This window comes from Paraburkholderia strydomiana, assembly GCF_031456815.1.
GTDB lineage: Bacteria > Pseudomonadota > Gammaproteobacteria > Burkholderiales > Burkholderiaceae > Paraburkholderia > Paraburkholderia caledonica.
Genome location: NZ_JAVDVL010000014.1, coordinates 114,602 through 137,216, shown reverse-complemented (window position 1 = coordinate 137,216; position 22,615 = coordinate 114,602). Strand labels below are relative to the sequence as shown.

Annotated in this window: 26 protein-coding genes and 2 pseudogenes; 14 read left to right on the top strand and 14 right to left on the bottom strand. The window is 61.3% G+C overall.

The features are described 5' to 3' along the window. The first annotated feature begins 41 nt into the window (after positions 1–41). Entirely contained in the window at positions 42–473 is a 432-nt protein-coding gene (locus J2W46_RS28790; RefSeq protein WP_310358420.1) for an outer membrane protein assembly factor BamE, read from the top strand. 203 nt (positions 474–676) lie between these two features. Here J2W46_RS28790 and J2W46_RS28785 read toward each other — a convergent pair whose 3' ends face one another. Further along, positions 677–2,206, bottom strand: coding sequence for a PAS domain-containing sensor histidine kinase (locus tag J2W46_RS28785; RefSeq protein ID WP_310358418.1), 1,530 nt, complete (start codon positions 2,204–2,206; stop codon positions 677–679). Between the two features lie 1,114 nt (positions 2,207–3,320). Here J2W46_RS28785 and J2W46_RS28780 point away from each other — a divergent pair. From J2W46_RS28780 to J2W46_RS28755, 5 genes and pseudogenes are all read left to right on the top strand, one after another. Then, a complete protein-coding gene (locus J2W46_RS28780; RefSeq protein ID WP_310358417.1) occupies positions 3,321–3,608 on the top strand; it encodes a DUF1488 family protein in 288 nt (95 codons plus the stop codon). Between the two features lie 513 nt (positions 3,609–4,121). Continuing rightward, positions 4,122–4,442 (top strand): oxidoreductase, encoded by a 321-nt coding sequence (locus tag J2W46_RS28775; protein WP_310358415.1) that lies wholly within the window; start codon positions 4,122–4,124, stop codon positions 4,440–4,442. An 11-nt stretch (positions 4,443–4,453) separates the two neighbouring features. Then, the gene (locus J2W46_RS28770; protein ID WP_310358413.1) at positions 4,454–4,897 is read left to right on the top strand and encodes an oxidoreductase; all 444 of its coding nucleotides are present in this window, start codon (positions 4,454–4,456) and stop codon (positions 4,895–4,897) included. A 141-nt stretch (positions 4,898–5,038) separates the two neighbouring features. After that, a pseudogene (locus tag J2W46_RS28760) lies at positions 5,039–6,050 on the top strand (chemotaxis protein CheB). A gap of 678 nt (positions 6,051–6,728) precedes the next feature. Further along, positions 6,729–7,424 (top strand): ferritin-like domain-containing protein, encoded by a 696-nt coding sequence (locus J2W46_RS28755; protein WP_310358410.1) that lies wholly within the window; start codon positions 6,729–6,731, stop codon positions 7,422–7,424. A gap of 661 nt (positions 7,425–8,085) precedes the next feature. Here J2W46_RS28755 and J2W46_RS28750 read toward each other — a convergent pair. Beyond that, entirely contained in the window at positions 8,086–8,550 is a 465-nt protein-coding gene (locus J2W46_RS28750) for a DUF2269 family protein (RefSeq protein ID WP_310358407.1), read from the bottom strand. Between the two features lie 7 nt (positions 8,551–8,557). Further along, entirely contained in the window at positions 8,558–9,886 is a 1,329-nt protein-coding gene (locus tag J2W46_RS28745; RefSeq protein ID WP_310358404.1) for an SDR family oxidoreductase, read from the bottom strand. On the opposite strand from J2W46_RS28745, the gene J2W46_RS28740 reads away from it, so the two are divergent. Beyond that, positions 9,885–10,403 carry a hypothetical protein gene (locus J2W46_RS28740; RefSeq protein WP_310358403.1) on the top strand — a complete coding sequence of 173 codons (519 nt, stop codon included), beginning with the start codon at positions 9,885–9,887 and terminating at the stop codon, positions 10,401–10,403. The two genes, J2W46_RS28745 and J2W46_RS28740, sit on opposite strands and share 2 nt — an antisense overlap. 375 nt (positions 10,404–10,778) lie before the next feature. Here the strand turns inward: J2W46_RS28740 and J2W46_RS28735 are convergent, their stop codons facing one another. From J2W46_RS28735 to J2W46_RS28695, 10 genes are all read right to left on the bottom strand, one after another. Continuing rightward, on the bottom strand, positions 10,779–11,378 hold the full coding sequence (locus tag J2W46_RS28735) for a ParB/Srx family N-terminal domain-containing protein (RefSeq protein WP_310358401.1): 600 nt from the start codon (positions 11,376–11,378) through the stop codon (positions 10,779–10,781). 50 nt (positions 11,379–11,428) lie between these two features. After that, positions 11,429–11,713 (bottom strand): DUF6566 family protein, encoded by a 285-nt coding sequence (locus J2W46_RS34425; RefSeq protein ID WP_374726882.1) that lies wholly within the window; start codon positions 11,711–11,713, stop codon positions 11,429–11,431. 440 nt (positions 11,714–12,153) lie between these two features. Then, positions 12,154–12,462 carry a DUF6723 family protein gene (locus J2W46_RS28730; RefSeq protein ID WP_374726881.1) on the bottom strand — a complete coding sequence of 103 codons (309 nt, stop codon included), beginning with the start codon at positions 12,460–12,462 and terminating at the stop codon, positions 12,154–12,156. 56 nt (positions 12,463–12,518) lie between these two features. Next, entirely contained in the window at positions 12,519–12,701 is a 183-nt protein-coding gene (locus J2W46_RS28725) for a DUF2934 domain-containing protein (protein WP_310358398.1), read from the bottom strand. 592 nt (positions 12,702–13,293) lie between these two features. Then, on the bottom strand, positions 13,294–14,478 hold the full coding sequence (locus J2W46_RS28720; RefSeq protein WP_310358396.1) for an MFS transporter: 1,185 nt from the start codon (positions 14,476–14,478) through the stop codon (positions 13,294–13,296). Beyond that, entirely contained in the window at positions 14,475–15,257 is a 783-nt protein-coding gene (locus J2W46_RS28715; protein WP_310358393.1) for a DeoR/GlpR family DNA-binding transcription regulator, read from the bottom strand. Before J2W46_RS28715 ends, J2W46_RS28720 begins: the two co-directional genes overlap by 4 nt. A gap of 499 nt (positions 15,258–15,756) precedes the next feature. Beyond that, a complete protein-coding gene (locus J2W46_RS28710) occupies positions 15,757–16,071 on the bottom strand; it encodes a DUF1488 family protein (RefSeq protein WP_310358391.1) in 315 nt (104 codons plus the stop codon). Positions 16,072–16,156: 85 nt separating this feature from the next. After that, on the bottom strand, positions 16,157–16,780 hold the full coding sequence (locus J2W46_RS28705) for a hypothetical protein (RefSeq protein WP_310358390.1): 624 nt from the start codon (positions 16,778–16,780) through the stop codon (positions 16,157–16,159). Beyond that, the gene (locus J2W46_RS28700; RefSeq protein ID WP_310358389.1) at positions 16,777–17,037 is read right to left on the bottom strand and encodes a hypothetical protein; all 261 of its coding nucleotides are present in this window, start codon (positions 17,035–17,037) and stop codon (positions 16,777–16,779) included. The genes J2W46_RS28705 and J2W46_RS28700 overlap by 4 nt, the downstream gene beginning before the upstream one ends. 323 nt (positions 17,038–17,360) lie before the next feature. After that, positions 17,361–17,645, bottom strand: coding sequence for an H-NS histone family protein (locus tag J2W46_RS28695; protein ID WP_310358388.1), 285 nt, complete (start codon positions 17,643–17,645; stop codon positions 17,361–17,363). 117 nt (positions 17,646–17,762) lie between these two features. Here J2W46_RS28695 and J2W46_RS28690 point away from each other — a divergent pair, with 117 nt between their 5' ends. Then, positions 17,763–18,206 carry an SET domain-containing protein gene (locus J2W46_RS28690; protein ID WP_310358387.1) on the top strand — a complete coding sequence of 148 codons (444 nt, stop codon included), beginning with the start codon at positions 17,763–17,765 and terminating at the stop codon, positions 18,204–18,206. A gap of 471 nt (positions 18,207–18,677) precedes the next feature. Here the strand turns inward: J2W46_RS28690 and J2W46_RS28685 are convergent. After that, positions 18,678–19,696 (bottom strand): annotated as a pseudogene (locus J2W46_RS28685) (SDR family oxidoreductase). 1,073 nt (positions 19,697–20,769) lie between these two features. Between J2W46_RS28685 and J2W46_RS28680 the strand changes: the two are divergent. From J2W46_RS28680 to J2W46_RS28655, 6 genes are all read left to right on the top strand, one after another. Further along, entirely contained in the window at positions 20,770–21,030 is a 261-nt protein-coding gene (locus J2W46_RS28680) for a hypothetical protein (protein WP_310358384.1), read from the top strand. Next, positions 21,027–21,212: a DUF2513 domain-containing protein gene (locus J2W46_RS28675; RefSeq protein ID WP_310358381.1), complete on the top strand. Its 186-nt coding sequence runs from the start codon at positions 21,027–21,029 to the stop codon at positions 21,210–21,212. Before J2W46_RS28680 ends, J2W46_RS28675 begins: the two co-directional genes overlap by 4 nt. A 65-nt stretch (positions 21,213–21,277) precedes the next feature. After that, positions 21,278–21,409 carry a hypothetical protein gene (locus J2W46_RS28670; RefSeq protein ID WP_310358378.1) on the top strand — a complete coding sequence of 44 codons (132 nt, stop codon included), beginning with the start codon at positions 21,278–21,280 and terminating at the stop codon, positions 21,407–21,409. Between the two features lie 79 nt (positions 21,410–21,488). Continuing rightward, positions 21,489–21,764 (top strand): site-specific integrase, encoded by a 276-nt coding sequence (locus J2W46_RS28665; protein WP_310358376.1) that lies wholly within the window; start codon positions 21,489–21,491, stop codon positions 21,762–21,764. Positions 21,765–21,786: 22 nt separating this feature from the next. Next, on the top strand, positions 21,787–21,972 hold the full coding sequence (locus J2W46_RS28660) for a site-specific integrase (RefSeq protein ID WP_310358373.1): 186 nt from the start codon (positions 21,787–21,789) through the stop codon (positions 21,970–21,972). A 22-nt stretch (positions 21,973–21,994) separates the two neighbouring features. Continuing rightward, on the top strand, positions 21,995–22,231 hold the full coding sequence (locus J2W46_RS28655; protein WP_310358371.1) for a site-specific integrase: 237 nt from the start codon (positions 21,995–21,997) through the stop codon (positions 22,229–22,231). Positions 22,232–22,615: the final 384 nt, after the last annotated feature.

Sequence of the window (22,615 nt, the reverse complement as noted above, 5' to 3'; positions counted from 1 at the left end):
CTTCGTTCCCAGTACCTTTCAACATCTGGATGCTTATTATCATGAACATGAGATCGATCACGGCGTTATTAGTCACGCTTTCCTGTCTCGTTGGCCTCGCTGCATGTGCGGGGCCAGGTGCCGCCGATACCGCGTTCCCAACAACGGACGCATCGACGTGGCCGGAAGGCTCTTTTCCGAACACCGAGAACCTGAGCAAGGTTGCGCCAGGCATGACGAAGATCCAGCTATACCAGCTGATAGGAGCCCCGCATTTCCATGAATCGGTCTTCCATGTGCGTGTCTGGAATTACCTCTTTCACTTCCGTACGACCGATAGGATAGCCACCTGCCAGTATCAGATCCAATTCGACGATCAGAGCCGGGTAAGCAAGGTGCGCTGGGCCGAACAGACCTGCGAGAAATACGGCAGTACGCACGGTCGCGCGCCAGACGAGAACGCAGCCATGCCGTCGGTGCCAAAAGCCCCTTAACTGAACACATTGCGCGCTGCGCCCTTCGCCGCGGGAAGGGCACAGCTTCATTCCCGGAGAAGGAGATAGAAGTGCTTCCCGCTGTCAACGGCGGGGGAGGATAGGCAGACGAGGTAACGGCAGCATTCCACACCGTTCGCCTTGTCTCTTTCTCCGAGAGTGTAACCATGGGCGCTGGCGTGCGCACCGCATAGAGTGGCTGTTCACGCTCGCAACGCTTTCGCGAGGTCCGCAAGACGATAGGGTTTGGGGACGAACAGCACATCGCTCAGTCCGCCTTTCCCGTCGCGAAGCGCGGCAGGCGAATATCCGGACGTAAGCACTACCCTGATCTTCGGATAGTCTGAACGCAACAGACGTGCAAGCTCGATCCCACTCATGCCGTGGGACATTGAAATATCGCTAACTACGACGTCAATGTCACGGCGTTCCCCCAGGATTTCCGCTGCCTCGGAGGCACTGCTTGCCGGCACGACGTCATACCCGATGCTCCCCAGCAGCTCGGACGCAACGCCCAACATGTCCGGTTCGTCCTCGACGAGCAGAACCGTCTCCGCCCTCGGTACCGGCGCGACGTCTGCGCTTTCTGCACGCTGCACGACGGGCAGATAAAGATCAACGGTCGTGCCCTTGCCCACTTCGCTCGAGAGGTGCACGTCGCCGCCTGACTGGGTAATGAAGCCGTAAACCTGGCTCAGCCCCAGTCCTGTTCCCTTGCCTTGCTGCTTGGTCGTGAAAAACGGCTCGAACGCCTGTGCAAGAACATCGCCTGACATGCCCGTGCCTGTGTCCGACACCGAAACGCGAACGTAGCGGCCTTCTGGCAGGGCCGGGGTCATCGTGGCGTTTGCCTGGACCGTATCAGTGCGGATCGTGATGATGCCGCCCGTCGGCATGGCGTCGACCGCGTTGACAACGAGATTGAGCAGCGCCGCCTCGAACCGCGCTGCGTCAACCGATGCAAACGCATCTCCGGGTTGGAGGGCAAGTTCAACATGCGTGCTGCGGTTGCCCGCGCGCGACAGCATGGGCGCGAACTCGCGGATCAGAGCATTCAGGTCGTGTACCTGCGGCTGCAAGGGCTGCTGGCGCGCGAATGAAAGCAATTGCTGGGTGAGCGTCGCGCCGCGGTCAATCGCGCGCCGCATGCCTTCGATCATTTTCGTGTGAACCGGTGTAGGCGACTGGATTGCAAGCACCTGCAGACCGTTGGAGAGAACCGCCAGCAGGTTGTTGAAGTCATGGGCGACGCCGCCCGTCAGGCGTCCGATTGCCTCCATCTTCTGCGCCTGGAAGAGCGCTGCGTTCGCTTTCTCGAGGGCGGCCGCGGCTTCCTTGCGCTCGGTGATGTCGCGCGTGACTTTTGCGAAACCAATCAGGGCACCTTCTGCGTCCCGGATGGCATCCACTACGACGTGAGCCCAGAAACGGCTACCGTCCTTACGGACCCGCCATCCTTCGCGTTCGGCACGGCCGGTCTTCGCTGCCGAGGCAAGGATCAGGGCCGGCAGGCCAGCCGCCTTGTCCTCGTCGGTATAGAACCGCGAAAAGTGCTCGCCCACGATTTCGGGCTGCCTATAGCCCTTGATTCGCTCGGCGCCGAGGTTCCAGCTCGTAACGACTCCCGCAGGCGAAAGCATGAAGATTGCATAGTCCGTAACGCCTTGCACCAGAATCCGGAAAAGCTCTTCTGTTTCGACTGCACCGCCGTGCGGGTTCGGAAGCTGGTCCATATTGTCTGTCCTTGTTCAGGTACCGGTGTCGCTGCGACGTAAATTCTACCGCTCACAGCCTCGCAGTTTGTGTCCTTCCTCGCATGTACCGACGCCGACGCGTTCACACCGTTTCGGTGCTGCCCAGGTGCACCCTTCATTTATTGCCGTGCGATCCCGTAAAGCGAAGTGATGTCGTCACGGGTCAATGCCCGCCAGGACAGGGCTCGCTCGCCCTGAATCGACTACTTTGCTTCGCTACTGCAAAGCAAAGTAGTCGATTCGCATCGTACGTAGTAACGCTGTCAATTCCCATTCGCCCGGGGCCATCGCATCGGCTCGCGCAGGGCGGGCTGGGCGGTTCTCCATGATCCGCGAGCTGCTCACGTGTTACCGCGTCCACGCGACGCCGGTCGCTACTGATGGGTTCAGTCCGCAGTTGAGATAAGGTCGACACTTTACAGTCGCGGGCCATTCACTGCACGAGCAGCAATCGATTCATTACTGCTGGAAAGGCGTCACAGGCGGTCGTGGCTCTCTGGCGCTCCGGGCACGCGATACGTCGTCGGTTTCCCTCCAACAAGCTGGACGTGTCTGTCGACAAAGGCCTATTGATCGTTGCGGGCCACGCCTGACGCGCGATAGTGCGTTGCCCGAAGGCATATGCGCGAGTATGCACAGAGCTCCTCAGCGGCTCTTTCCGGCGCGCCATCGAACTCAGGAATTTCATGTTGCTGTTACCGGTGACCAGTACGGCCCCGACGATACCTGATCGGCTCATGCTATTCACCTTGCGGATCAGCTTCTGAAAAAATCTTCAGACCTATGGCCATTTGTCACCGTCCAGGAATCAGCGCCTGCATAACCGAAACTGAACCTCAACCAGCCCAGGTAGATAAAGACGTTATGGCGCGTTAAAGGGTATACAGTGAGGATACCGGCCGCCCATTCGTGGCCTACAGCTTCAGGACGCTATCATGCAATCGCAAATAAAACGTACGTCGGGTGCAATTCGCAGCGAGAGTCCAGACGCCGTAGAACGCAGGGCACGTGCCCACATACTCGGCACTGCGGACGCTGCGAGAGCGGAGAAAAGACGCGCCAGTTACGCCACGATTGACTCCAACGCCACTAAATGGCGTTACTCGGCCGTGTACGGAAAAAGCTGATCGCGGTGCTTAACTTTCCCAACCCCAGCCGTAGCTACGATACCGCCCGACATTGCGTGTGTTTCTGGGGGTATGACAATTCGCGTGAAATCACCTTCATGGTCGACGACACGTTGCTCAGAACTCTGCAGCCTGGTCTTGGAACCGACGAGCGCTCGGTGCTTGGCGCCTTCGACGAGTTCCGTGAAAAGGTCCTCCAACTCGCCAACAAGCAGTATGTCGCCGGGCCACAGAATCGGTATTCGATTTCATGAGCTACCGCTCTGCCGCGACAATGCTTCCTGATCTGTCAGCTCCCGGCCTCGCGCAGCGCCCTGTCCTCCTCTAAAGGGTGCAACGCCGCTTGGCTTCTGACAGCGATAAGAAGTGCCACTATCGCCTGTGCTGCGTTCAAGAGCAAGGTAGCCTGAATCGCCTTTCGTCCAGGCGCCCCCTCAATGGTAGTGTCGCAGGTGCGGCGGTCATACGTGCCAAGAGCCTTACCGTTCCCTTCTGTCAGATGTGCCGCGACCCCGAGCAGGCGAACCGCATGCGCTCCTGGTTCTCGCATACGAAATGCAAGGTAGATTTACGGACTAACACGGGTCATTGGATCATGCGGCATCGCCGGGACGACGTGAACTCAGCGATTACCGCGTGGATCGACGCCTCTATCAACGGCCTTTGTCAACTGGGGTCCGGAGCCCCGGTGCCCGATCTCTAACATTCTGCTAAGCCCTTATCAACTCAATGGCCTCGCCGTGCCGAATCGCGTAGTCATCGCTCCGATGGCACGGTCGTTCTGCCCAGGCGGCGTACCGACCGCCGAGGTTGCCGCGTACTATCGGCGACGTGCGACGCACCGCGTCGGTCTCATCATCTCCGAGGGAACCGGTGTTGGTCGCGCGGCTGCGCTCGACGATCCGAACGTCCGGCACGTTAATGGCGAGGCGGCACTGGCCGGCTGGAAGAAGGTGGTTGAAGATGTTCACGCGGCTGGAGCACGCATTGCACCGCGACTGTGGCACGTGGGAAATGAGCATTCGAACGGAGCGGGCGAGCGGGCATTGTCCGCTTATCGCTACGAGAGCCCGTCGGTCTATCTATAACCGGCGAACGCGTGGCTCGGCCCATCAGCGAGTCAGACGTCGCGGACACGATTGACGTATTCGCACTAGCCCCAGCGAATGCAGAGCGACTCGGCTTCGACGGCGTCGAGCTGCGCTGCGGCCATGGCTATTTTTTCTCGGAGGATATCAACCGGCGCGGCGACCGGTATGGCCGATTGACGCTCCTCGAACGTTCGCGGTTCGCTGTGGAGGTGCTGAAGGCGACGAGGTCGGTGGTGGCACCGGGATTTCCAGTGATTCTTCGCCGCTGGCAATGGGAGCCAAAGGACTTCAGCGCACGGCTCCCGGGGACGCCAGGAGTGCTCGAAGAGTGGCTCGGCCTGCTCGTGGACACTGGCGCCGATGCTTTCCACCTTTCCATGCCAGCCTACTGGCAGCCCGCGTTTCCGGAGTTGATGCAAACCTTATCCTGGCAGGCTGAGCAAAAAAAGTAACGTGCGTTACGACCATTACGTTTTGGTCTGTTGGACCGGCAGGCGACAACACCCGGAACGCCTGAATCCGACCGAACGGTAGTCGTGTGACGGCAAGCGACACGCTCGTCGTTTGCTGCGCTTTGCGACGGAGGGCGACACATGGATCAAGGACGCAACGCGGGCCATGTCGTGGTAGTGGCGGCGTCGCTGGGCGGGCTGCAGGCGCTGCAAGCGATCGTCTCCACACTGCCGGCCGATTTCCCGGCGAGTATGTTCATCGTCATGCATATTGGCACGCAAGCCAACTGCCCGCGCTGCTCGCACCAAGCAGCTGCCTGCCGGTCGTCCATGGCTTCCACGGTACAGCCATCACCGCAGGGACTGTTTATATTGCTCCGCCAGATCGGCACATGCTTCTTGCTACGACAGCACTGGCCTGTCGAGCGCGCCGAAGGAAAACTTTACGCGTCCCGCCGCTGACCCGCTTTTTCGCTCGGCAGCGGCCAATTATGGGAGCCGCGCAGTCGGCGTTGTACTCACCGGAAAGCTGGATGACGGCGCAGCGGGATTGAAGGCCATCCATGCCTGCGGCGGCTTTACGATCATTCAAGAGCCGTCGACGTGCGTTGCTGCCGACATGCCGCAAGCTGCTCTAAAAGCCGTTCTCCCGGACCTGGCTCCCGTCGAGGACATCGGCCCGGCCATCGTCAAAGCGTTGACAGACCATTTGTCCAGGGGCTTTGACATGAACGAGAGGGAGCGCGCTGCGCTTGAAGTGAAAATTGCCGCCACCGGCCATTCGACACCAGCCGAGCTGGAACGACTCGGACATCGAACGAGTATGACCTGCCCGGACTGTGGCGGCGTCATCTGGCGCATCGGAGTGGGTTATCCGCTCAAATACCGTTGCCATACAGGCCACGCATTTTCCGCAATGTCGCTGGAGGCAGAGCAACGCGCAGGTGCGGAGAATGCGCTGTGGTCAGCGGTTCGACGCCTGCAGGAAAAGCTGCTTTTGGCGCAACAACAACTTCATCTTGCGGAGACTGAGCACAGTGCCGACGCATCAGCGTTTCTCGCCGAGATAGTTCCGTTGGAGATCGCGATCGAGACGGTCAGACGCCTGGCGATCGAATCGGCCGCCACCATCCCGAATCAAAGTATTGAATAATGGAGCGGCCGGACTTCCCATCGTCGGCACCTTCCCGCAGGACTGTCGTGTCTCGTCGAGCACAACTGAGACCGGGGTACTCCAAGGCCGCTTCGGATTCTGTGAGTAAGGCAATGGTGTCAGTATTGCCCAAATCCAGCTAGCCGCGTGCCAAGCGGCTCATCCCGGTATCAAGTGCTAACGCGGCCGGTGCCGTCGCTTTGCGACGCCGCCAACGTCGCGGTCCTTGCCTGAGTTTGCTTCGGCCTTGGCGTCGTGCCCGGTGCCATCATCGTGGGGCGCGGTCTTCACGATCAATCCCCATTCGCGCATGGCAAGGTAACGACCGAGTGGTTGTGCGTGTCGCACGCGTCGATAGTCCAGAAGAGCAGCCGCCGCCTCGCGAGCGGCGCTTCGATAAGTCGTCTCGACGAAGATACCGCGAGGGTTTGCGCCAGCTTGGCTGCATGTTTCCGATGTTCCTTGCCGACAGGCACACCGGGGGCCACGAACGCATTGACGTCCGAGCCCTCGCACTGCGCGGCTGCGCTAACATCAAGCGAGTTGCCGACCCGATGAATGTGCAATCGAGATCGGATATCCGCAAGGGGATCGTAGCGCCGTCGTTACGATTCATTGTTGGGAACTCCTGCACAACCGTCCGCGATGCGTGGGCAGCGTTGTTGCTTGCGAACTCCGATGGCGGCTTCGCTCTCCCATTCGATACGCGGTGCCTGGCGCAAGGCCGTTATTCGTCTTTGCGGCCATAGCGCAAGTCGAGGCGTCACCGGCAGCTCCGTTGGAACCGCGACGCCTCTGCGCGGCATGTCAATTGCGCAGGGAAGAACACGCGCATTCGAGCGCGATTGTCTTAATAGGAGCACATTCATGCCCGAACCTGCTGAACACCTGCTTGACGGGCTGCGCGACGCTCACGCAATGGAGCAACAGGCGGAGCAGATGCTTCGCGCGCAGTCAGGAAGGCTCGAACACTATCCGGAGCTGAAGACACGTATTGACCAGCACCTGGAAGAAACACTCGGCCAGCAAAAAATCGTGGCGGAGTGCATTGAGCGTCTTGGCGGCTCGACGTCCGTCATGAAGGATCTAACCGGCAAGATCATGGCGTTTGGTCAAGCCGTAGGCGGCATGACGCAGACCGACGAAGTCGTGAAGGGCGCCAACATGAGCTATGTCTTCGAGAATCTGGAAATCGCGTCCTATACGGCGCTCATCGCCGCGGCCGACCGTTGCGGCGATATGGCGACCAAGGCCGCGTGCGAACGTATCCTGCCGCAGGAGCAGGCGATGGCGCATTGGCTGCTGGAACATATCCCTATGATCACCGCGCAGTATCTTGAGCGCTCTGCCGCAGGCATCGAGGCAAAGAAGTGACAGTCGTGCCACCCACTCAGGAGGTAACGGGCGGCTATCGGTTTTTTTCCTAATGTTGGGCTGGTCGTGCCAACCGTCTCGTCAAGCGGAACACTCTGGGCCCTGCAGGGTGACCGGCAATTCGCGGACGTCCTGGCGCAGGCAAACAGAGCCGGCACGCCAAGCTTCCGGTGTGTGCGAGCCTCGCGACCCGCCCGCAAGTGTCATTGATTTCGTAGCGGTGGCGAGTGGCCCTCTACAGTGCGAGCGGGCCCCGATGCGCAAAGAGATACTGCCAGCGGCACCCCACTTGACCGTTCCGGCCATCCAGTGCGATCCGCCGCGATAGTAGGGCCGAGGCGAGCGCGTCTGCATCCGTTGAGACGTAGCGACCGGCTTCAGCGCGGGGGTCACGCTGACCAGCACCGGCTATGCAAGTGCAACTTGTTGTTTCCTCTGTTGCCATCGCGCCATCCCCGCGCGAGTGGACGAGCGACACCGATCATCTTGGCCTCTTTATACTCGAGCCTGACTGCGCAGAACGCCCTTGCGATAGCTGCGGTGCCATCGGGAGCTTAGAATATCTGGCTCGGGTCCGCGTACCACGCAACACTGAGAGCCAGATGCGCGGCTTAGGGACGGGATCGGTCCGTGCCGCTGCGTCCAGCGGTACGTGAGCGCGTCAAGCCTGCTTCGTCACCATTAGCCAGAAAATGCCTAGGAACGCGAAGAACGCCACTGCGCCGAGCGCGGCCCATATCGACAGCAGGCGCCAGTATGCGGCACTCAGCGGGCGGCCGCTGTTGGCGCTGACACCGGCCGATGCCGCGAGGCGTATCTGCAGAAATACGACCGGGAGCCAGCAGGCGATAGCCAGCAAGTACAAGCCGATCGACCACGAGAGCCATCGGTTGCCCAACTGCAAATTGGCAAGATGTGCGAGATAGAGGCCGGTAACGGGCTGCATAATCGCGGTGGGCGTCGTAAAGAGCCAATCGGCGAGCACGACGAGCCGGCAGACGCGCGCCACCGTCTTCGCATCGCGGCCGAGACTGGTGAACAGCATGTAGAACGCGGAGCCAACGCCTGTGCCAAACAGGATCGTCGAAGACAGTACGTGCAGCCATTTGATAACAAGATAGGTCACGGCTAACTCAGCGTTTGCAGGTAGAGCCGGATCGGCCGTCAAGCTGTATCAGTAAGGTCAGCAGCGCAATCATGGGCAGATTCTTGGACAGTGGCCCGTACGGATGCAGCCAGAACTCCGGCAAGCGCCAGCTGATCAGCGCCGTATAAAGCACGATCAGCGCGATCTGAAGCGTCCACAACCGCGCGCGCGGTCCGAGGCTTCGTGGCCACCCGAGCGAAAACACGCCGAAAGCGAGGTCGAGAAACGCCGCGCCGTAAAGCAGCAGAGGTGCGAGTGCCCCCGGCGCGCCGACCCGAGCGAGAAGCTCCACGCTGGATGCGCGCGGATACAAGCCCGCCGACACGACCCCGGTCCAGATCCACACCGCCGCGATGGATAGCCGCAGCATCGGCAGCAGCCACATCAGGCGCGCCGGCACGCCAAAACGCTCGCGGTCGGCGGCCATTTCCGAGAGAGCGCGCGGAGCGTGGCCGACTAGCCGCTCGAAGCGTCCAGTCGGTGCTACATTGCCGCGCTCGAGCATCGCGAGCGCATCGGCGCTCATCAACGAGCCCGGCAGAAGCTCGCCAATCCGAGTTGCAAGCCGGACTAGCGGCATCGGAACGGGCAAGAACCAGCCTGGCGAATCGCCTGCGACGCGCCGTAGAACCGCAAGATATTCCTTCAGCGTCAGCGGCTCCTTGCCGACGGCGGCGACCCTTCGCGACGGACCCTCCGACGACACTTCCTGCGAAGGGGATGCAAGCGCTCCGGCCACGATGAGCTCAACAACATCGTCGATATGGACCGGCTGAATGCGTTGCGCGCCGGCGCCGGGCAGCGGCACCACTGGCAAGGTCGCCCATGCGGCGAAGAAGCGTGTGCTGCGTCCCTCCGGCGCAAACACGAGCGACGGCTGCACGATCAACGACGACACCGGCAACGCCAGCAGCGCCTCATCGGCTGCCAGCTTGCTGCGATGGTATGGGCTCTGCGCGTTTGCATCGGCGCCGAGCGCGGAAATCTGCACGATGCGCCGCACACCCGCTGCGACGGCCGCCTTGAACAGCACGACCGGCGCAACAGTATGCAATTGCCGGAACTCCTTGCCGCTTGCATCGCTAAAGATGCCCACGGCATTAATCACGACGTCGACGCCGTCCATAAGCGGCACCAGGCTTGCTATATCACAGAGGCTGGAGAAGTCGAGAGTAACGAGCCGGCAGTTTCCCAGTCGAGGCGCGGCGGCGACCGGGTCACGCACGCCACACACCACGGAGTGGCCGACCGCGGCGAGCGCCTCCGCGACTCGAGCGCCAATCAAGCCGGTAGCACCTGCAAGGAAAATTACCATGGGTCGGGACGTTAGGCCGTTAGAAGACATTGTGCTGCCTGGCATAGTCGCAGGCGTGTTCTCGACACTGGCGCTCAGCGCCCTGGCGCGCCTCGTCGGCAAGTGCCCGGCCGCGCCCGTGAGCGCCGTAAGTCACTGGATATGGCCGCAAGAAGTGAACCAGACGGCGCGGCCCCGTGCGAGGCATCTTGTGACGGGGCTCGCGATTCATCATCTGATGTCGATCGGATGGGCCGCCGCTAATGCGTTCACGCTTGCAGTCGTTCAGGAATCCACGCAGCCGTGCCGCGGCTCACGTTCGGACCACCTGCAACGTACCGTGCTGGCTGGGGCGATGACGCTTGCCGCCGCCTTCAGCGACTACATGGTGGTGCCGAAGCGCTTCACGCCGGGGTTCGAGTTTCATTTGCGGGCACCGCAGATCGCAGCGGTCTACGTTGCTTTCGGCGCTGGCCTGGTTGCGCCGTTTGCAGTGGAAGATCTGTGCCACCGGGGGCCGCGCGCGCCGTCGCGATAAGACGCTGACGCGAGGCATGCGGCGCGCCCGAGGCGATTCGTGAGGCTGACCGCCGCAGTTCAGAAAAACTCGATGCGCACGAAACGTTGCTTCATTGCAAGAAGACGCCAAATCAGGGGCGCGTACGGAGTCCGGCCGATTCTCCCGAAGTTGGCGCTGCTGCCCAATGGCGGGGCACGACGGTCTGTATGCGAACTGGGACGCAAACGCAGGGTAGCGCCATGCAACGCCACGATTGAGCGGGATCAGAAACAATGCACCTCGCACTACAAGCGTCGACGCGTGACCGACGGCCAGACGCTGTCGCCGGCCGGCTCGAGTAGCCTATGACCGCCTCGCAGTGCGTACCGCACGAGCCTCGGATGTCGCTTTTGATTAGCTGTTCTTTCGGCCGATGTAGCCGGGGAGTTTCCGGGCAGCCCGGCTCTGTGCAAGGCGGATGGACTCGAGCAACGCCAGGGAAAACGCTCCGGGATCTTCGCCCGCGATTGCTACACGTGTCCTGAGAAAGTCGGACCAGACAAAGCTGCCGTAAGCGCTGTCCGGCTTCCGATAGGCGCCTGCCCTCCTGGCAAAGGCAGCCAGACTGTGATAAGGATCGTCAGTCATGCCGCCCACGTCCATCGGGAGATCACTGACGTCGCAACGCCTGCCCTTGGCGTCAAACGGATGCACCCAGCCCTTTGTTTCCATTTTCCTCCAGAACTTCACATGCCCCAGACGTCTCCAGTCGGCGACGATCATGACCGGTGCTTTGAGGTGTCCGAGATCGTGCCAGGCTCGTGCCCAATGATGATGATCAACGATATACGACCTGTCATCGGGGCCCATGACAATATGGATCGCATGGGCGCTCATGAAATGCTCCAGTCCTGAGCCCGCGTGGCGCGCAGTGATCAACGCTTTTGCCTTGACATAGTCCAGCCCGACGGTGATCTGCGTCGGCCTCAAAATTGACAACGCGAGGTAGTTCATGTTTCACCCAATGATTTCAGCAACTGGTTGGTCAGCTACTTGATAGACGGCTACCGTTTTCCGGTCAGCAGGACGTTGCCAATTTCTGACACTGGCACTTCGCGCTCATCGATCAACCGAATGCCCCAGGCGAGTGCCTGGCATATCGCTGCCTCCCTGGTCAGGTGCGCCCGATCGGGACGCTCGCGACTCAGCCCAATGCGTCTTCCGGGCAGAGTTACCGTAACGCACGGAAGCCATTGGCCACGCCCATTTGTCAACGCCGTTGATGAAATGACGTACCCGCGATATTCGGCCTGCCGCGACGTCAGTTCTGTGCTCTCCCGGTCTTCCATGATGCCTCCGTCGCCCGTTCTGTGGACAGGTCGATACAGTGGGGAAGCGAGCAAGGCCCGTACCGTGCGGCATTGGTCTATCATTACTCGGCTTGACAGGGGACAGCGAACGACGCGGCAGGCGTTGACCATCGTGGCGAGCGGCCTGCACATCGATGTGCTATCGCGAACAGGATGATGCCGGGCGCCGGCGCGGTCCCAGAATGGCCGGAGCGCAGTTAGAGGTTGCTGGAGGGATCAAAAAGGGGGAAACCGGCAACCGGGCGGATAACCTGCCAGGAGCCACCGGAAATGGCCCTGCCTGCGCGTTCTGCGCGTAAAGAAGCCGCTGCGTCTGTCGAGGCAACCTGCGAACTTCCTGGGCTGGGCACGGTGTGTTGCAGCGTCGCCCTATGCGCCCAATCGGGCTGCCGGTAAATCGGTGGATAGCGTGGTGGCAGTTATTCCGGGTTGTGCAAATCCGCTTTGACCACTTCTTGCCCCTTGCTGCTGGCGGCCTCCCTGGCCGCGGATGCCTCCTCAAACGGGCCGATTGTCGGTGCTCCGTCAAAGGGGTATAGCAGCCGGTCATCCGATGTCCGCACCACCTTCAACTCGCCCACGTATGCACCGGTGGACGTGCGCCGGCACGTGGCATAGATACGATAACCTCCCGCGCCACCAGGGCAGCCGTCGTACGGTGGTCTCGGCGGCCTCGCGAAGATCAGTTTTGGTCTCGCCACGTTGGTCCTCCATCTGATTGCAGGCATCCTGCGGCACTATCTGCTATCCATTGCGGCAGACGCAGCGGTGCGGCGATGCACAACTATTTTTCGGGGCTGTTGCCACCATTGACATCCGGTGACGGCTCCCGGCTGGCAATCTCCTTTTCGACCAATGCACGAGCGATATGCCAGTATTCATCAGCGCATCCTTCGAGGCTGCCGTCCTCTTGCCACAGTTCGTACGCTCGCGCCCTGATCCGTTCCTCCACGGTCTTTCGATCCATTGCATATCCTCGCGAGTCGATGACGAAGCAGTGTGTCGATGGGGAAACGCTACACCTCATGCCGGCGCTTGACAAAATACCCACACACGCGACTTGGGTGTTGCTGGCAACATCGCGGCACCGATCGTGGGCCTCTCGCCTGCCGCACCTTTTGGTTCGATTGAGGAGGTCGACATGCAACCCGTGGCGGAAGTCTCGCGCAGTGGCTGAGCGACACGCACGCGATCGAAAATCAATCCCATCCGGTGTGCGATGACCGCATCATAGAATAATCCATCGCCGGTAGTTCGGGGCGCGCAGACGAGTAAGCCATCGCATTACTGCGTTGCGCCCGTTAATCGACCGCAGGAGCGTCCCTCAATCAAATCGCCAGATCATCCCAGCGAACTTGGTCCGTCGTGGAACCGTTGTCGATCCGGGACCTTGTCATGAGTTCGATGCGAGGCAATTTACCGGCAGGTGACGAAGCGCGAAACTAATTCTGGCCTGCGTGTGCTCTGATAGCGCGGCCTGAGATCGGCATTGAGATATCGACGTCAGAACGCTGCGGCTTCGCCGAGATCGGACGTCCACAGGGCAACGTGGGCGATCTTCATGGGCGGTTGGGTTGCCCGCGCCGCGTTACCAGATGCGCGCATGCCGGAACGAGACAGAGCAGTGCGGCCAGTGTCCAGAAGGCAGCAGGCAGACCGATCGCCTTCGCAATAAAGCCCACGCCCGCTGGTCCGGCGAGATGCCCCGCGTAACCAGTTGTCGTGATCGCGGCAACCGCGAGTGTGGAAGGCATCGCGCGCTGCGACCCGGCGCGCCGGAACAACACCGGCACGACGTTCGATGCACCGAGTCCGATCAGCACGAATTCGCTCATCTCAAGCGCCGCGCTCCGTGCAGTCAGCAGCACCATGAAACCGGCGGTTGCGAGCACTCCGCCCCAGAACATAGTGGCTCGGTCGCCGATGCGGGCAGTCAGCGTGTCACCGCCGAACCGGCCTGCGGTCATGGCGATCGAGAAGAAGATATACCCAAGTCCGCCATGCGCGTTGGCAACCAGTCCCTTGCCGGTAAGCAGCAGCGCACTCCAGTCGAGCAATGCGCCCTCGACGAGAAAAGTGATCGCGGCCAGCCCGGCAAGCACGAGCACGATGCCGCGTGGCCAGGCGAACAGCGGTCCATCGCACGCGTGCCTCGACACGATCAGACGAGGGCGCGCCGCCGCGATCGCAATGAGCATCAGAACGGTGCAGGCCAATGCGCTGGCGAGCGTTCCGACGTGCAGCGAAAGCAGAAAGGTCATCGCCGTTGCCCCGGCGAATCCGCCGACGCTGAAGAGCGCGTGGAAGCCTGACATGAGTGGCCGGCCTTCCGCCCGTTCGACATCGACCGCATGAATGTTCATGGCGACATCGAGGGAGCCGAGGCACGCGCCGAAAGCAAGCAACGCACTTCCCAGCGCGGGCGACGTACTGGCGATGGACAGGAGAGGCAGAACGATGGCCAGCCCGAAGCCGCCTGCAACGATGATCGGCTTTGCTCCGTATCGCGCACTGACCGCCCCGGTGAGCACCATCGCCATGACTGAACCGAGTCCGATGCAAAGCAGGAGCAGGCCGAGCACGTCGTCGCCGACGCCGAGCCGCTGCTTGGCGAAGGGCACGAGCGGCGCCCAGCACGCCACGCCAAAGCCCGCCACGAGGAACGCAAGGCGTGTCGCAAGCCGGGCCGCGGGCAAGCCCGGTTCGGTTGCTGGCGGCGTTGAAACTTCTGACCGGGTGCTCATGGATTCGCTGGCTCCTGTGCCTGCACGACCGACGCGCCGGCTTTCGACAAGGCCACGCGCTGAGCGCGCGGCAGATCATGCTCGACGACGACACACTCGATCTCTTTGATGGCCCCCACCTTGTGAGCGGCGCGATTATCGAATTTCTCAGACAGCGCTAGCACCACGCTGTGCTCGCTAGCCGCGAGGACAGCGCGTTTGAAGGTTGCGTCGGCGAGGTCGAACGCGCTGATGCCGCTGTTCGGGGAAATTGCACAGGACCCGATGAAGCACCGATCGATGTTCATTCGCATAACATTCTGTACGGCGCTGGCATCCACGCATCCGCCGACCGCTGGATCTACCGCACCGCCGATAACGAGCAGACCAATGTCCGATCGGCGCAGCACTGCCGCGGCGATGTCGACCGAATTCGTCGCAACGGTGATGTCGGCGTCTTCAGGCAGGAGGTCAACGAGCGCGAAATTGGTGCTGCCGCTATCGAGAAACAGGAGTTCGCCACGCTGGATGAACGGCACGGCCGCACGCGCCAGTGCTGACTTCTGTGCGAAGGCGGTATCGAGGCGGCTCGCCATTGGCGCGGACGCGGGCGTGATGGGCAGTGCACCCCCATAGACGCGCCGGCACAGTCCCTCGGCGGCGAGGGCGCGCAAATCGCGGCGAATGGCGTCTTCGGATATGTCGAACTCGGCGGCGAGCGCTACCGCGCCGACGGGTTGGCCGTTGGCAAGCCGTCTGGCGATCTCGTCGCGCCGTGAAAGAGGAATGTCGTCGTTCATGCTTCATGGTAACGTGCATGAACGAGAATGTAAACGTGCATAAACGTGCACTTGCGTGGTTGACTTAATTGAGTCACACCCGCAGTGCTGGCACCGGATCTCATCTGAAACGGTCCGCTATGCCCGGAGAGATAATCGCCGGTCGGCCACGCTCGCTAACCGCAACGATGCTTCCGGGTGCCAGAGCCCTTCCGCATCTTTCGCATGCGGGTTTCAATAATGCGAAAACCTCGTCCTTGCCAGCGTAGCCTCCCTGACAGGACAGCTTCCTAAGCGTGAAGCGGGATTGTGCGTGAGTTTCGAGCGGCAGGCTTGCGTCGCAAAGCTCGACGATGGATCCACGGCTCCCGCATTGGCACTGTAGATAGAAAATGATGCGTCTTTCCATTTGCGTTGCGATGCGAGAACCAGGCGATATAGCTCCTGGTGGCAGCGCTCTATTTGTCCGCGAGCCGAAAGGTACTTTGGTTATTGCAGCAGTGAAAGCCGACAAACGCTTTTAGCGGCCGGATAACCTTGCAAAGTCCGCGGGCGTGATTTCTATACGATCGCCAGGTTGCGCGCGAAGTGACTTACGTTGTGCTACCGCGTGGATCCTTCGAAAGCCGTCGCGGAATGTCTGCAGTATTCGCGCATCGCCAGCATCTGGTTGCAACCAGAAGTACGTTTGCAGCGCGGCGATGGTGACGACGCATTCAATGCGATTTATCCCGGACAGCACCGAAAACGCTACTCCGCGCCGTCCCTCGAGAACGTAGGGAGCGTCACCGAAGCTCTGCACTTCCTGTCGGTGGCTTGAGGTGTCAGTGTTCATCGTAACCAGTCCCGCTTGCGCGTCCGGGGGACGGATATCTCCAGCATGCCGCGAGCCCGCCAGCCCAATAGCGAAAAAAACGTGGTCATGGTGGACAGTGGTCGAGCAGCGGGCTGCCGTGAGACGAGGCCATGCGTGCACGAACGTCGACTTCATTTCGCTTCACGTCTGTACTCGATTCGTCGAGCGGGAATGAAGGTGGAGTGATGCAGGGCGAAGCAGCCAACCGGACGATCGCACCGAGGAGCAAATCGTTGATCGGCTTGTCGTCTGTACGCGGTGGGAAAAGAAGCGCGCCGTCGGGTAACCGATGAAGCCGTTGCCATGCCGCAAGCGCAGGCGTCGAGAAAGCGGGAAGGGCAACGTCCTCTCGAGACGTGTCCCTCGCTTCGGGACGGATACCTGCGGCCTGATCCCTTCGACGACGACGTCGCGCGCCGCGCAGTTCAGCCGCAGTGAGATCCACGCCCAGCAGCAGCGCCACAACAGCGCGGTTGCGGCACAGGCGGGCATCGTCGCCGGCGTCGGGTTGGACATAGCACTGGAGGGCGGTGTCCGCGTCGGTATCGAGAAAGAGCGGTTCAGGCTCGTCCTCGGGCGAGGCTGCCGAGAGCGCGAAGGTTGCCGAGAGCGCGAAGGTTGCCGCCGGATTGCTGTGACGCAGGCCGACGTCGACCAGATGGCGGCACAGCCGGTCGATCAGCTTCACCTACCGCAGGGGCATGGTCGTCCTTGGCGCACAACGGTTTTCGACGTCGTCAAAGAATGACTCAAGGTGCTCGGCCCAAACGTCGCGAGTGCCACGCCGCGGGTCACCAGATGGCGCAGGAACCGGTCGAACATCGCCTTGTGTTGCACGATCGAGCGTTGGGAGAACCGGCGGCGGTCCGCTCCGGCCGCCTCCGTCGTCTGCCACTGCAGGTAGGCGGTGCGTGGCTCGGCTGTCCACAGATGCGATTCGTTCATGGCACCCAGCACCTTATATACTGAAATGGCGTCAACCCTACCCCTGGCGAATCTGCGATCCGCCATTCTGCCTGCAAGAGAGGGGGCTGTCGTCCCACACTCATAGGCGCCGTAAGCGTCGGAGATTGCACGCAGGCACTCGGCAGGACCGCCGCGGACGATCTTTGCCGCGCACGCGAGCCAGCCCCAGGTTGAGGGCAAGCTCGAAATTGTCCACCAGATACCCGCTGGAGCGAGCGATCACAGTCCAGTGCATCAACACGGAAAACGTCGAACTCCCGCGAGATAGATCCGGGCCTTCGCAATGCCGTGCGGCGCGCCGCTCATTCAGTGATGCGAAAGCGTTCGAGGTCCTGATCCTTGATCCAGCGCGGTGCGCGGCCGCGTCCGCTCCACGTCTCGCCGGTCTCGGGATTGCGATACTTCGGCGCCGCCGCCCGACGGCCATTCCTGCGAGGCTTGCGAAAGATGTCTTCCGGCGTGAAGCCGAACTGCGCAACGGCCTCGCGCACCCGTTGGAGCGCCGCTGCAGCTTCTATCTTGTGCGCTTCGGCGATCAGCTTTTCCAGCTGTTCCTTCTGCGCAAGCAGGTCCTTATAGCGTTCCATTTCCTTGAAGTTTCGCTGGTTATGATGGACGATTCTACCAGGCTCCAGCTGCTGTCAAGTTGCCAGCCGGGGCCATGCCAATGAGCGCACGCTCCACATTCGCTGCAACAGGTATTGATGAAAAGAATTGTTGTCCGCCGCTCGGGCGTTCACGGTCGCGGCGTCTTTGCGCTACGCCCCATCAGCGCGGGCGAACTCATCCTCGAGTACGCCGGCACGGTCATGAGCTGGAAGCAGGCGATAGCTCGCCATCGACGTTTCGGCAAGGAAGGTCACACGTTCCTTTTCGGACTATCCGATGGCCGGGTCATCGACGGCTCGCTTGGCGGCAACAGCGCGCGCTGGCTCAACCACGCGTGCGTCGCCAATTGCGAAGCTGTCGAATCCAATGGGAGGGTATACATCCACACGGTCTGGGATATCGAACCGGGCGAGGAGCTTTTCATCAAATATGGGCTCACTGTAGAGGGCCGCCTGTCGGCAGCCGTGCGGGCGCAATACGAGTGCCGCTGCGGTCACCGTCGATGTCGCGGGACGATGCTGGCCGCTACCGGGCGCTAAAACTAGCACCGTTAGCAGATGCCACCCGCTGCTTCCAGAATTGGCGAGCCGAGACGAGCCGCCGTCTTTCTCCGATAGCATTTTCCAGCGCGGCGCCACAGCAAAAGCAGTTACTCCCGTCCCGGGCACGTAAGCGTCCCTGGACGCGACGACTGCTTCGTCTGACCGGGATCAGTGGCGTCTCGCGGTCTGCGTGAAGACGACGGAGCTGTCGCAAACGCAACGCAACTGCGCATCGAATAGCGTCCCGCCATTGATGGACTCAACATGAGGGCGCCCGACGATAAGGTGACCAATGCCCTCACGACCCGCACGGTGACTCACTTCATCGCCCGGGATTCCGGTGTCCGCGCTAGTTGCGCGCGTTGGCCAGATGGTCCGAATGGTGACCGGCAAACGCCGCGAGTTAGCGCTGCACCGGGCAGTTCGCGACTGACGCGACGGCCAACGCTGATAGCGACGTGCCCAAGCTCACGGATTGCCGGCCCCGCCCGACGCGCCGTACACCTGACCGGTCACATAACTTGCCTGCGCTGACGCGAGCTGCACGTATAGCGGCGCGATTTCGGCGGGCTGCCCCGGACGTCCCATCGGCACCTGCTCGCCGAACTTCTGCACGTTCTCGGCAGTTTGTCCGCCGGTGACCTGAAGCGCGGTCCAGAAGGGCCCGGGCGCAACCGCGTTCACACGGATGCCTTTCTTAATCATCTGCTTCGCAAGTCCCTTTGTGAAGTTGGCGATAGCGGCCTTGGTCATCGCATAGTCGAGCAGATTCGCGGATGGATCATAGGCATTGACAGAACTCGTGTTGATGATTGCCGACCCCGGCGGCATGTGTGGAATGGCGGCCTTCGTAATCCAGAACATAGCGTACAGAGTTGTGCGCAATGTCCAGTCGAATTGCTCGGTTGAGATGTCAAGAATCGAGTCGTGGCTTTGCTGACGACCTGCGTTGTTCACGACAATGTCCAGACCGCCTAGCTGCTGCACCGCGTTGTTCACGAGCGACTGGCAAAACGACTCGCTGCGAATGTCGCCTGGCAACGCCACTGCCGTCTGCCCTGCCGCGCGGATGAATTGCACCACTTCTTTCGCGTCAGGCTCTTCGGCAGGCAGATAGACAATTGCGACATCGGCGCCTTCGCGCGCGAAAGCGATGGCCGCCGCGCGTCCGATGCCCGAGTCGCCACCTGTGATCAGCGCGCGTCTGCCGTTCAGCCGGCCGGTTCCGCGATAACTTGTCTCGCCATGATCGGGGCGCGGCGTCATGCGCCCGCAAGCCCAGGCCACGGCTGCTCTTGCGCAGGGAACGGCGGATGCGGGTAGAGCCCGCGAGGATCAACCGGCGCTGTCGCGCCTGCCGTGCCGGTTGCATTGGCGCTGCTTTCGGATTGCGCCAATGCGTGGCCCGCCACCGCTGTCATCAGACCGGCGGTGGCGCCTTGCATGAGCTTGCGGCGCGATGGCGACATGGTGTTATCGGAAGGCATGAAGGACTCCTTGGTTCAGGGTTGTAAGGAGCCCGCTTTGCCTTGCCCCAACGCGTTACTTCAACGCTTGCTTTCTACCCGAAAGCCGCAATCGGGCTCTTTGACGAGTTGAGCAAGGGCGATTCCCGGTCCGCGGTTCGCTGGCCGCATGCCGCTGCGCGGCCGCGCAGCTTCGTCCATGTCCGAGGTCTGAATAGATGTGAGGCGCCTGGCAAATGAAACAGTAGACAGAGCCAGCCGACGCACTGAAGACCCGCGCGAAACGCGAACACTGCGCCAAGCTTTAAGGCGTCCTTCGGGTTCCTTACTCGACAGTTCCCTGACATTCGGCCAGTCGATCCTACCAGCGGCGCCCTGAGGATTTCAGAAGCTTGGACCAATACGATTGGGCTACTTCACTGCGATCTGGGCCCATTAAGCATTCGAAGCGCTAAACCGCGCATTCTTTCTGTCGATCAACGCGACACCCCTCGACGCCCGTTTGGCTCATCGACGCGGCGCGCATTACCGCCGACGATGTGATTTACCTCATGCGGCTCGCCGTCGCGGCCCGCACACTTTAGACGTGTCACGCACTTTTGGATTCTTTTTGTCTTCTCCAAGACAGTTAAAAACTGCCTCGGAGGACACGGAGCGCTGGCGCACATGGACACCCCCGATGCGGATCATCGGGGTCACGGGCTGGCGCTCCGCGTCTCCAGCTGCGGCCTCGGAGAAGCACCTTTTTGGGTAGCTCCTGATCGGGGATAGAGAAAGCGGGCAGGCAAAGCGGTACAACAGCGGCAATTACTTGCGTGTACAACGGGAACCTCGGCCGGGCTCGAGAGGAAGCAATGTGACTTCAAGCGCGGTTGGGCTTTTACTCAACTCATGCTGTGTCCGGATCCAAAAAGGGTACCGGGCACCTATCTGTACTACGTAATCTTGATACTTCATCACGCCGCTGTCGGCCTGATTGAAAACATACACAAGAATGCAGGTGGCACAAGTACCTGCTTGGACCGCGCCAAGGCGCGATGTAGAAACCCGTATGTATATGGATAATGTCCTTTATCAAGTATAAGAGACTGCCCATGGCAACTGGACTGGACGACTTGGTTCGACAGCTGAAGGACGCTTCTCGAGCATTCGAATCGTTGAAGGGGGAAATTGCTCAGGTCCGGGTTGTGCCGGGGGACCACGCCACCGTGCAGGCGGCGATCGAACAGATAGAGGCGGCCATTGACCAGAAGGCCGCTCTTTACCGGGGCAATCCATTCCTGGAGCCGGTCGTCAAGGCGCTCAAGGAAAAATGTCGCGCACACATCATTGAACGCGGCCGGGAGGGTGTATGAAGCGCGACATGGATCTGATCCGCGAGTTGATGCTGAAGCTGGAAGCGTTGCCGGTATCGCCGGGAAGCACCGTGCATCTTGCTCCAGACTCCCGGGAGGTTCAGGTGGATGGTTACGATGCCGACCAGGTCGGCTATCACCTCTTGGTCATTCACGGCGCGGGGTTCATCACTAAAACCTGAAGCCCGCGCCGTCCGGAATCTACTTTCGCCGGCTGACGTGGGTAGGGCATGATTTCCTGGATTCTGTGCGCAGCCCCGATGTGTGGGAGAGGACCAAGCAGGCAGCGTCGGCGGCCGGCGGTTTCACGGTCGACCTGCTGGTGCTTGCTGCGAAGACCTGTCTCGAAGGGAAAATCAAAGGGATGATCGGTGGTTAGTGCGAGCCTTGTCATTCCCGTTGGCGCGAAGTGCCCGCACTCGTCAAGGCAGCCGGCGACCGGGCTGGTATCCGCTTTCTTGAATTCTTTTGCGTCGGCGATCCGCAATCCGCACACGCGGCGGGCGTATGCGCGCACCGCGGGCGATTTCCTGACCTGGTGCGCGCGCCGGCGTGACGTCCATCACCGCGGTGCAGCCGCTGCGTGTGGCTGCTGGATCGAACTGCAGACGCAGAGCCTGTCGGCGCCGACCGTCAAGCAGCGGCTCGCGACGATCCGCCGCCTGTTCGACTGGCTCGTTACCGGCCATCGTGCCGCACAACCCGGCCGCGTCGGTGCGGGCTCCCAGTCATAACGCAAAGAAAGGGAAAACTCCGGTGCTCGATGCGAGCGAGGCGCGGCAGCTGCTCGACGGCATCGATATGACGACGTCGATCGGCCTGCGGGACCGGGCGCTGATTGCCTTGATGGTGTTTTCGTTCGCGCGGGTGGGGGCGGCGCTGGCGATGCGGGTTGAGGACGTCTACGTGGCAGCAGCGGCGCCTGTAGGTGCGCCTGCGTGAAAAAGGCGGCAAGGCGTGCAAGATGCCGTGTCACCACTCACTGGAACTCTATCTGCACGAGTATCTGGAACAGACCGGCTTGCGCAACGAACCAGGGCCGCTGTTCCGCAGGATCGCGCGCGGCACCGCGCAGCTGAGCCCGCGGCCGCTGCCCCAGGCGAGCGCGTATGCGATGGGGCGCCGGCGCGCGCTTGCCGCAGGGATCGGCACCGTGATCGGCAACCACACGTTTCGCGCGACCGGCATCACGGCTATCTGAAAAATGGCGGTACGCTGGAGAACGCGGCGGCGATGGCGAACCATGCCTCGACGCGCACCACCCAGCTGTACGACCGACGCCGCGATGACATCAAGCTAGACGAAGTGGAGCTCATAAGGGTGTGAGATTGCATGCACGACGTTGCCGTTCGGAAGTTACGTTGCGCCGATAGCTCCTGCTTCGATGCAGGTTGGGCTTGCCAGAAGCCGGCCTGTAACGCAGCTGTCAAACCGATCGTGATCCCGCGCCGAAAGATCAATAAAGTGAAATAATCGTTCCGCTCTGCTTAAAGTAATTGAAATGCTCCCATCCGGTTCTCACTGACCTGCTTTTGATGCTCGCTGGACCAAGCAACCGCTCAATAGACGCACGTAGAACGTCGAA

Bases quoted from the DNA above. Each gene is read 5' to 3' on its own strand.
- J2W46_RS28790 (WP_310358420.1), top strand. From the start codon at position 42: ATGAACATGAGATCGATCACGGCGTTATTAGTCACGCTTTCCTGTCTC.
- J2W46_RS28785 (WP_310358418.1), bottom strand. From the start codon at position 2,206: ATGGACCAGCTTCCGAACCCGCACGGCGGTGCAGTCGAAACAGAAGAG.
- J2W46_RS28780 (WP_310358417.1), top strand. From the start codon at position 3,321: ATGGCGTTACTCGGCCGTGTACGGAAAAAGCTGATCGCGGTGCTTAAC.
- J2W46_RS28775 (WP_310358415.1), top strand. From the start codon at position 4,122: ATGGCACGGTCGTTCTGCCCAGGCGGCGTACCGACCGCCGAGGTTGCC.
- J2W46_RS28755 (WP_310358410.1), top strand. From the start codon at position 6,729: ATGGCGGCTTCGCTCTCCCATTCGATACGCGGTGCCTGGCGCAAGGCC.
- J2W46_RS28740 (WP_310358403.1), top strand. From the start codon at position 9,885: ATGGGTCGGGACGTTAGGCCGTTAGAAGACATTGTGCTGCCTGGCATA.
- J2W46_RS28745 (WP_310358404.1), bottom strand. From the start codon at position 9,886: ATGGTAATTTTCCTTGCAGGTGCTACCGGCTTGATTGGCGCTCGAGTC.
- J2W46_RS28735 (WP_310358401.1), bottom strand. From the start codon at position 11,378: ATGAACTACCTCGCGTTGTCAATTTTGAGGCCGACGCAGATCACCGTC.
- J2W46_RS34425 (WP_374726882.1), bottom strand. From the start codon at position 11,713: ATGGAAGACCGGGAGAGCACAGAACTGACGTCGCGGCAGGCCGAATAT.
- J2W46_RS28730 (WP_374726881.1), bottom strand. From the start codon at position 12,462: ATGCCTGCAATCAGATGGAGGACCAACGTGGCGAGACCAAAACTGATC.
- J2W46_RS28725 (WP_310358398.1), bottom strand. From the start codon at position 12,701: ATGGATCGAAAGACCGTGGAGGAACGGATCAGGGCGCGAGCGTACGAA.
- J2W46_RS28720 (WP_310358396.1), bottom strand. From the start codon at position 14,478: ATGAGCACCCGGTCAGAAGTTTCAACGCCGCCAGCAACCGAACCGGGC.
- J2W46_RS28715 (WP_310358393.1), bottom strand. From the start codon at position 15,257: ATGAACGACGACATTCCTCTTTCACGGCGCGACGAGATCGCCAGACGG.
- J2W46_RS28710 (WP_310358391.1), bottom strand. From the start codon at position 16,071: ATGAACACTGACACCTCAAGCCACCGACAGGAAGTGCAGAGCTTCGGT.
- J2W46_RS28700 (WP_310358389.1), bottom strand. From the start codon at position 17,037: ATGAACGAATCGCATCTGTGGACAGCCGAGCCACGCACCGCCTACCTG.
- J2W46_RS28695 (WP_310358388.1), bottom strand. From the start codon at position 17,645: ATGGAACGCTATAAGGACCTGCTTGCGCAGAAGGAACAGCTGGAAAAG.
- J2W46_RS28690 (WP_310358387.1), top strand. From the start codon at position 17,763: ATGAAAAGAATTGTTGTCCGCCGCTCGGGCGTTCACGGTCGCGGCGTC.
- J2W46_RS28680 (WP_310358384.1), top strand. From the start codon at position 20,770: ATGGCAACTGGACTGGACGACTTGGTTCGACAGCTGAAGGACGCTTCT.
- J2W46_RS28675 (WP_310358381.1), top strand. From the start codon at position 21,027: ATGAAGCGCGACATGGATCTGATCCGCGAGTTGATGCTGAAGCTGGAA.
- J2W46_RS28655 (WP_310358371.1), top strand. From the start codon at position 21,995: ATGCCGTGTCACCACTCACTGGAACTCTATCTGCACGAGTATCTGGAA.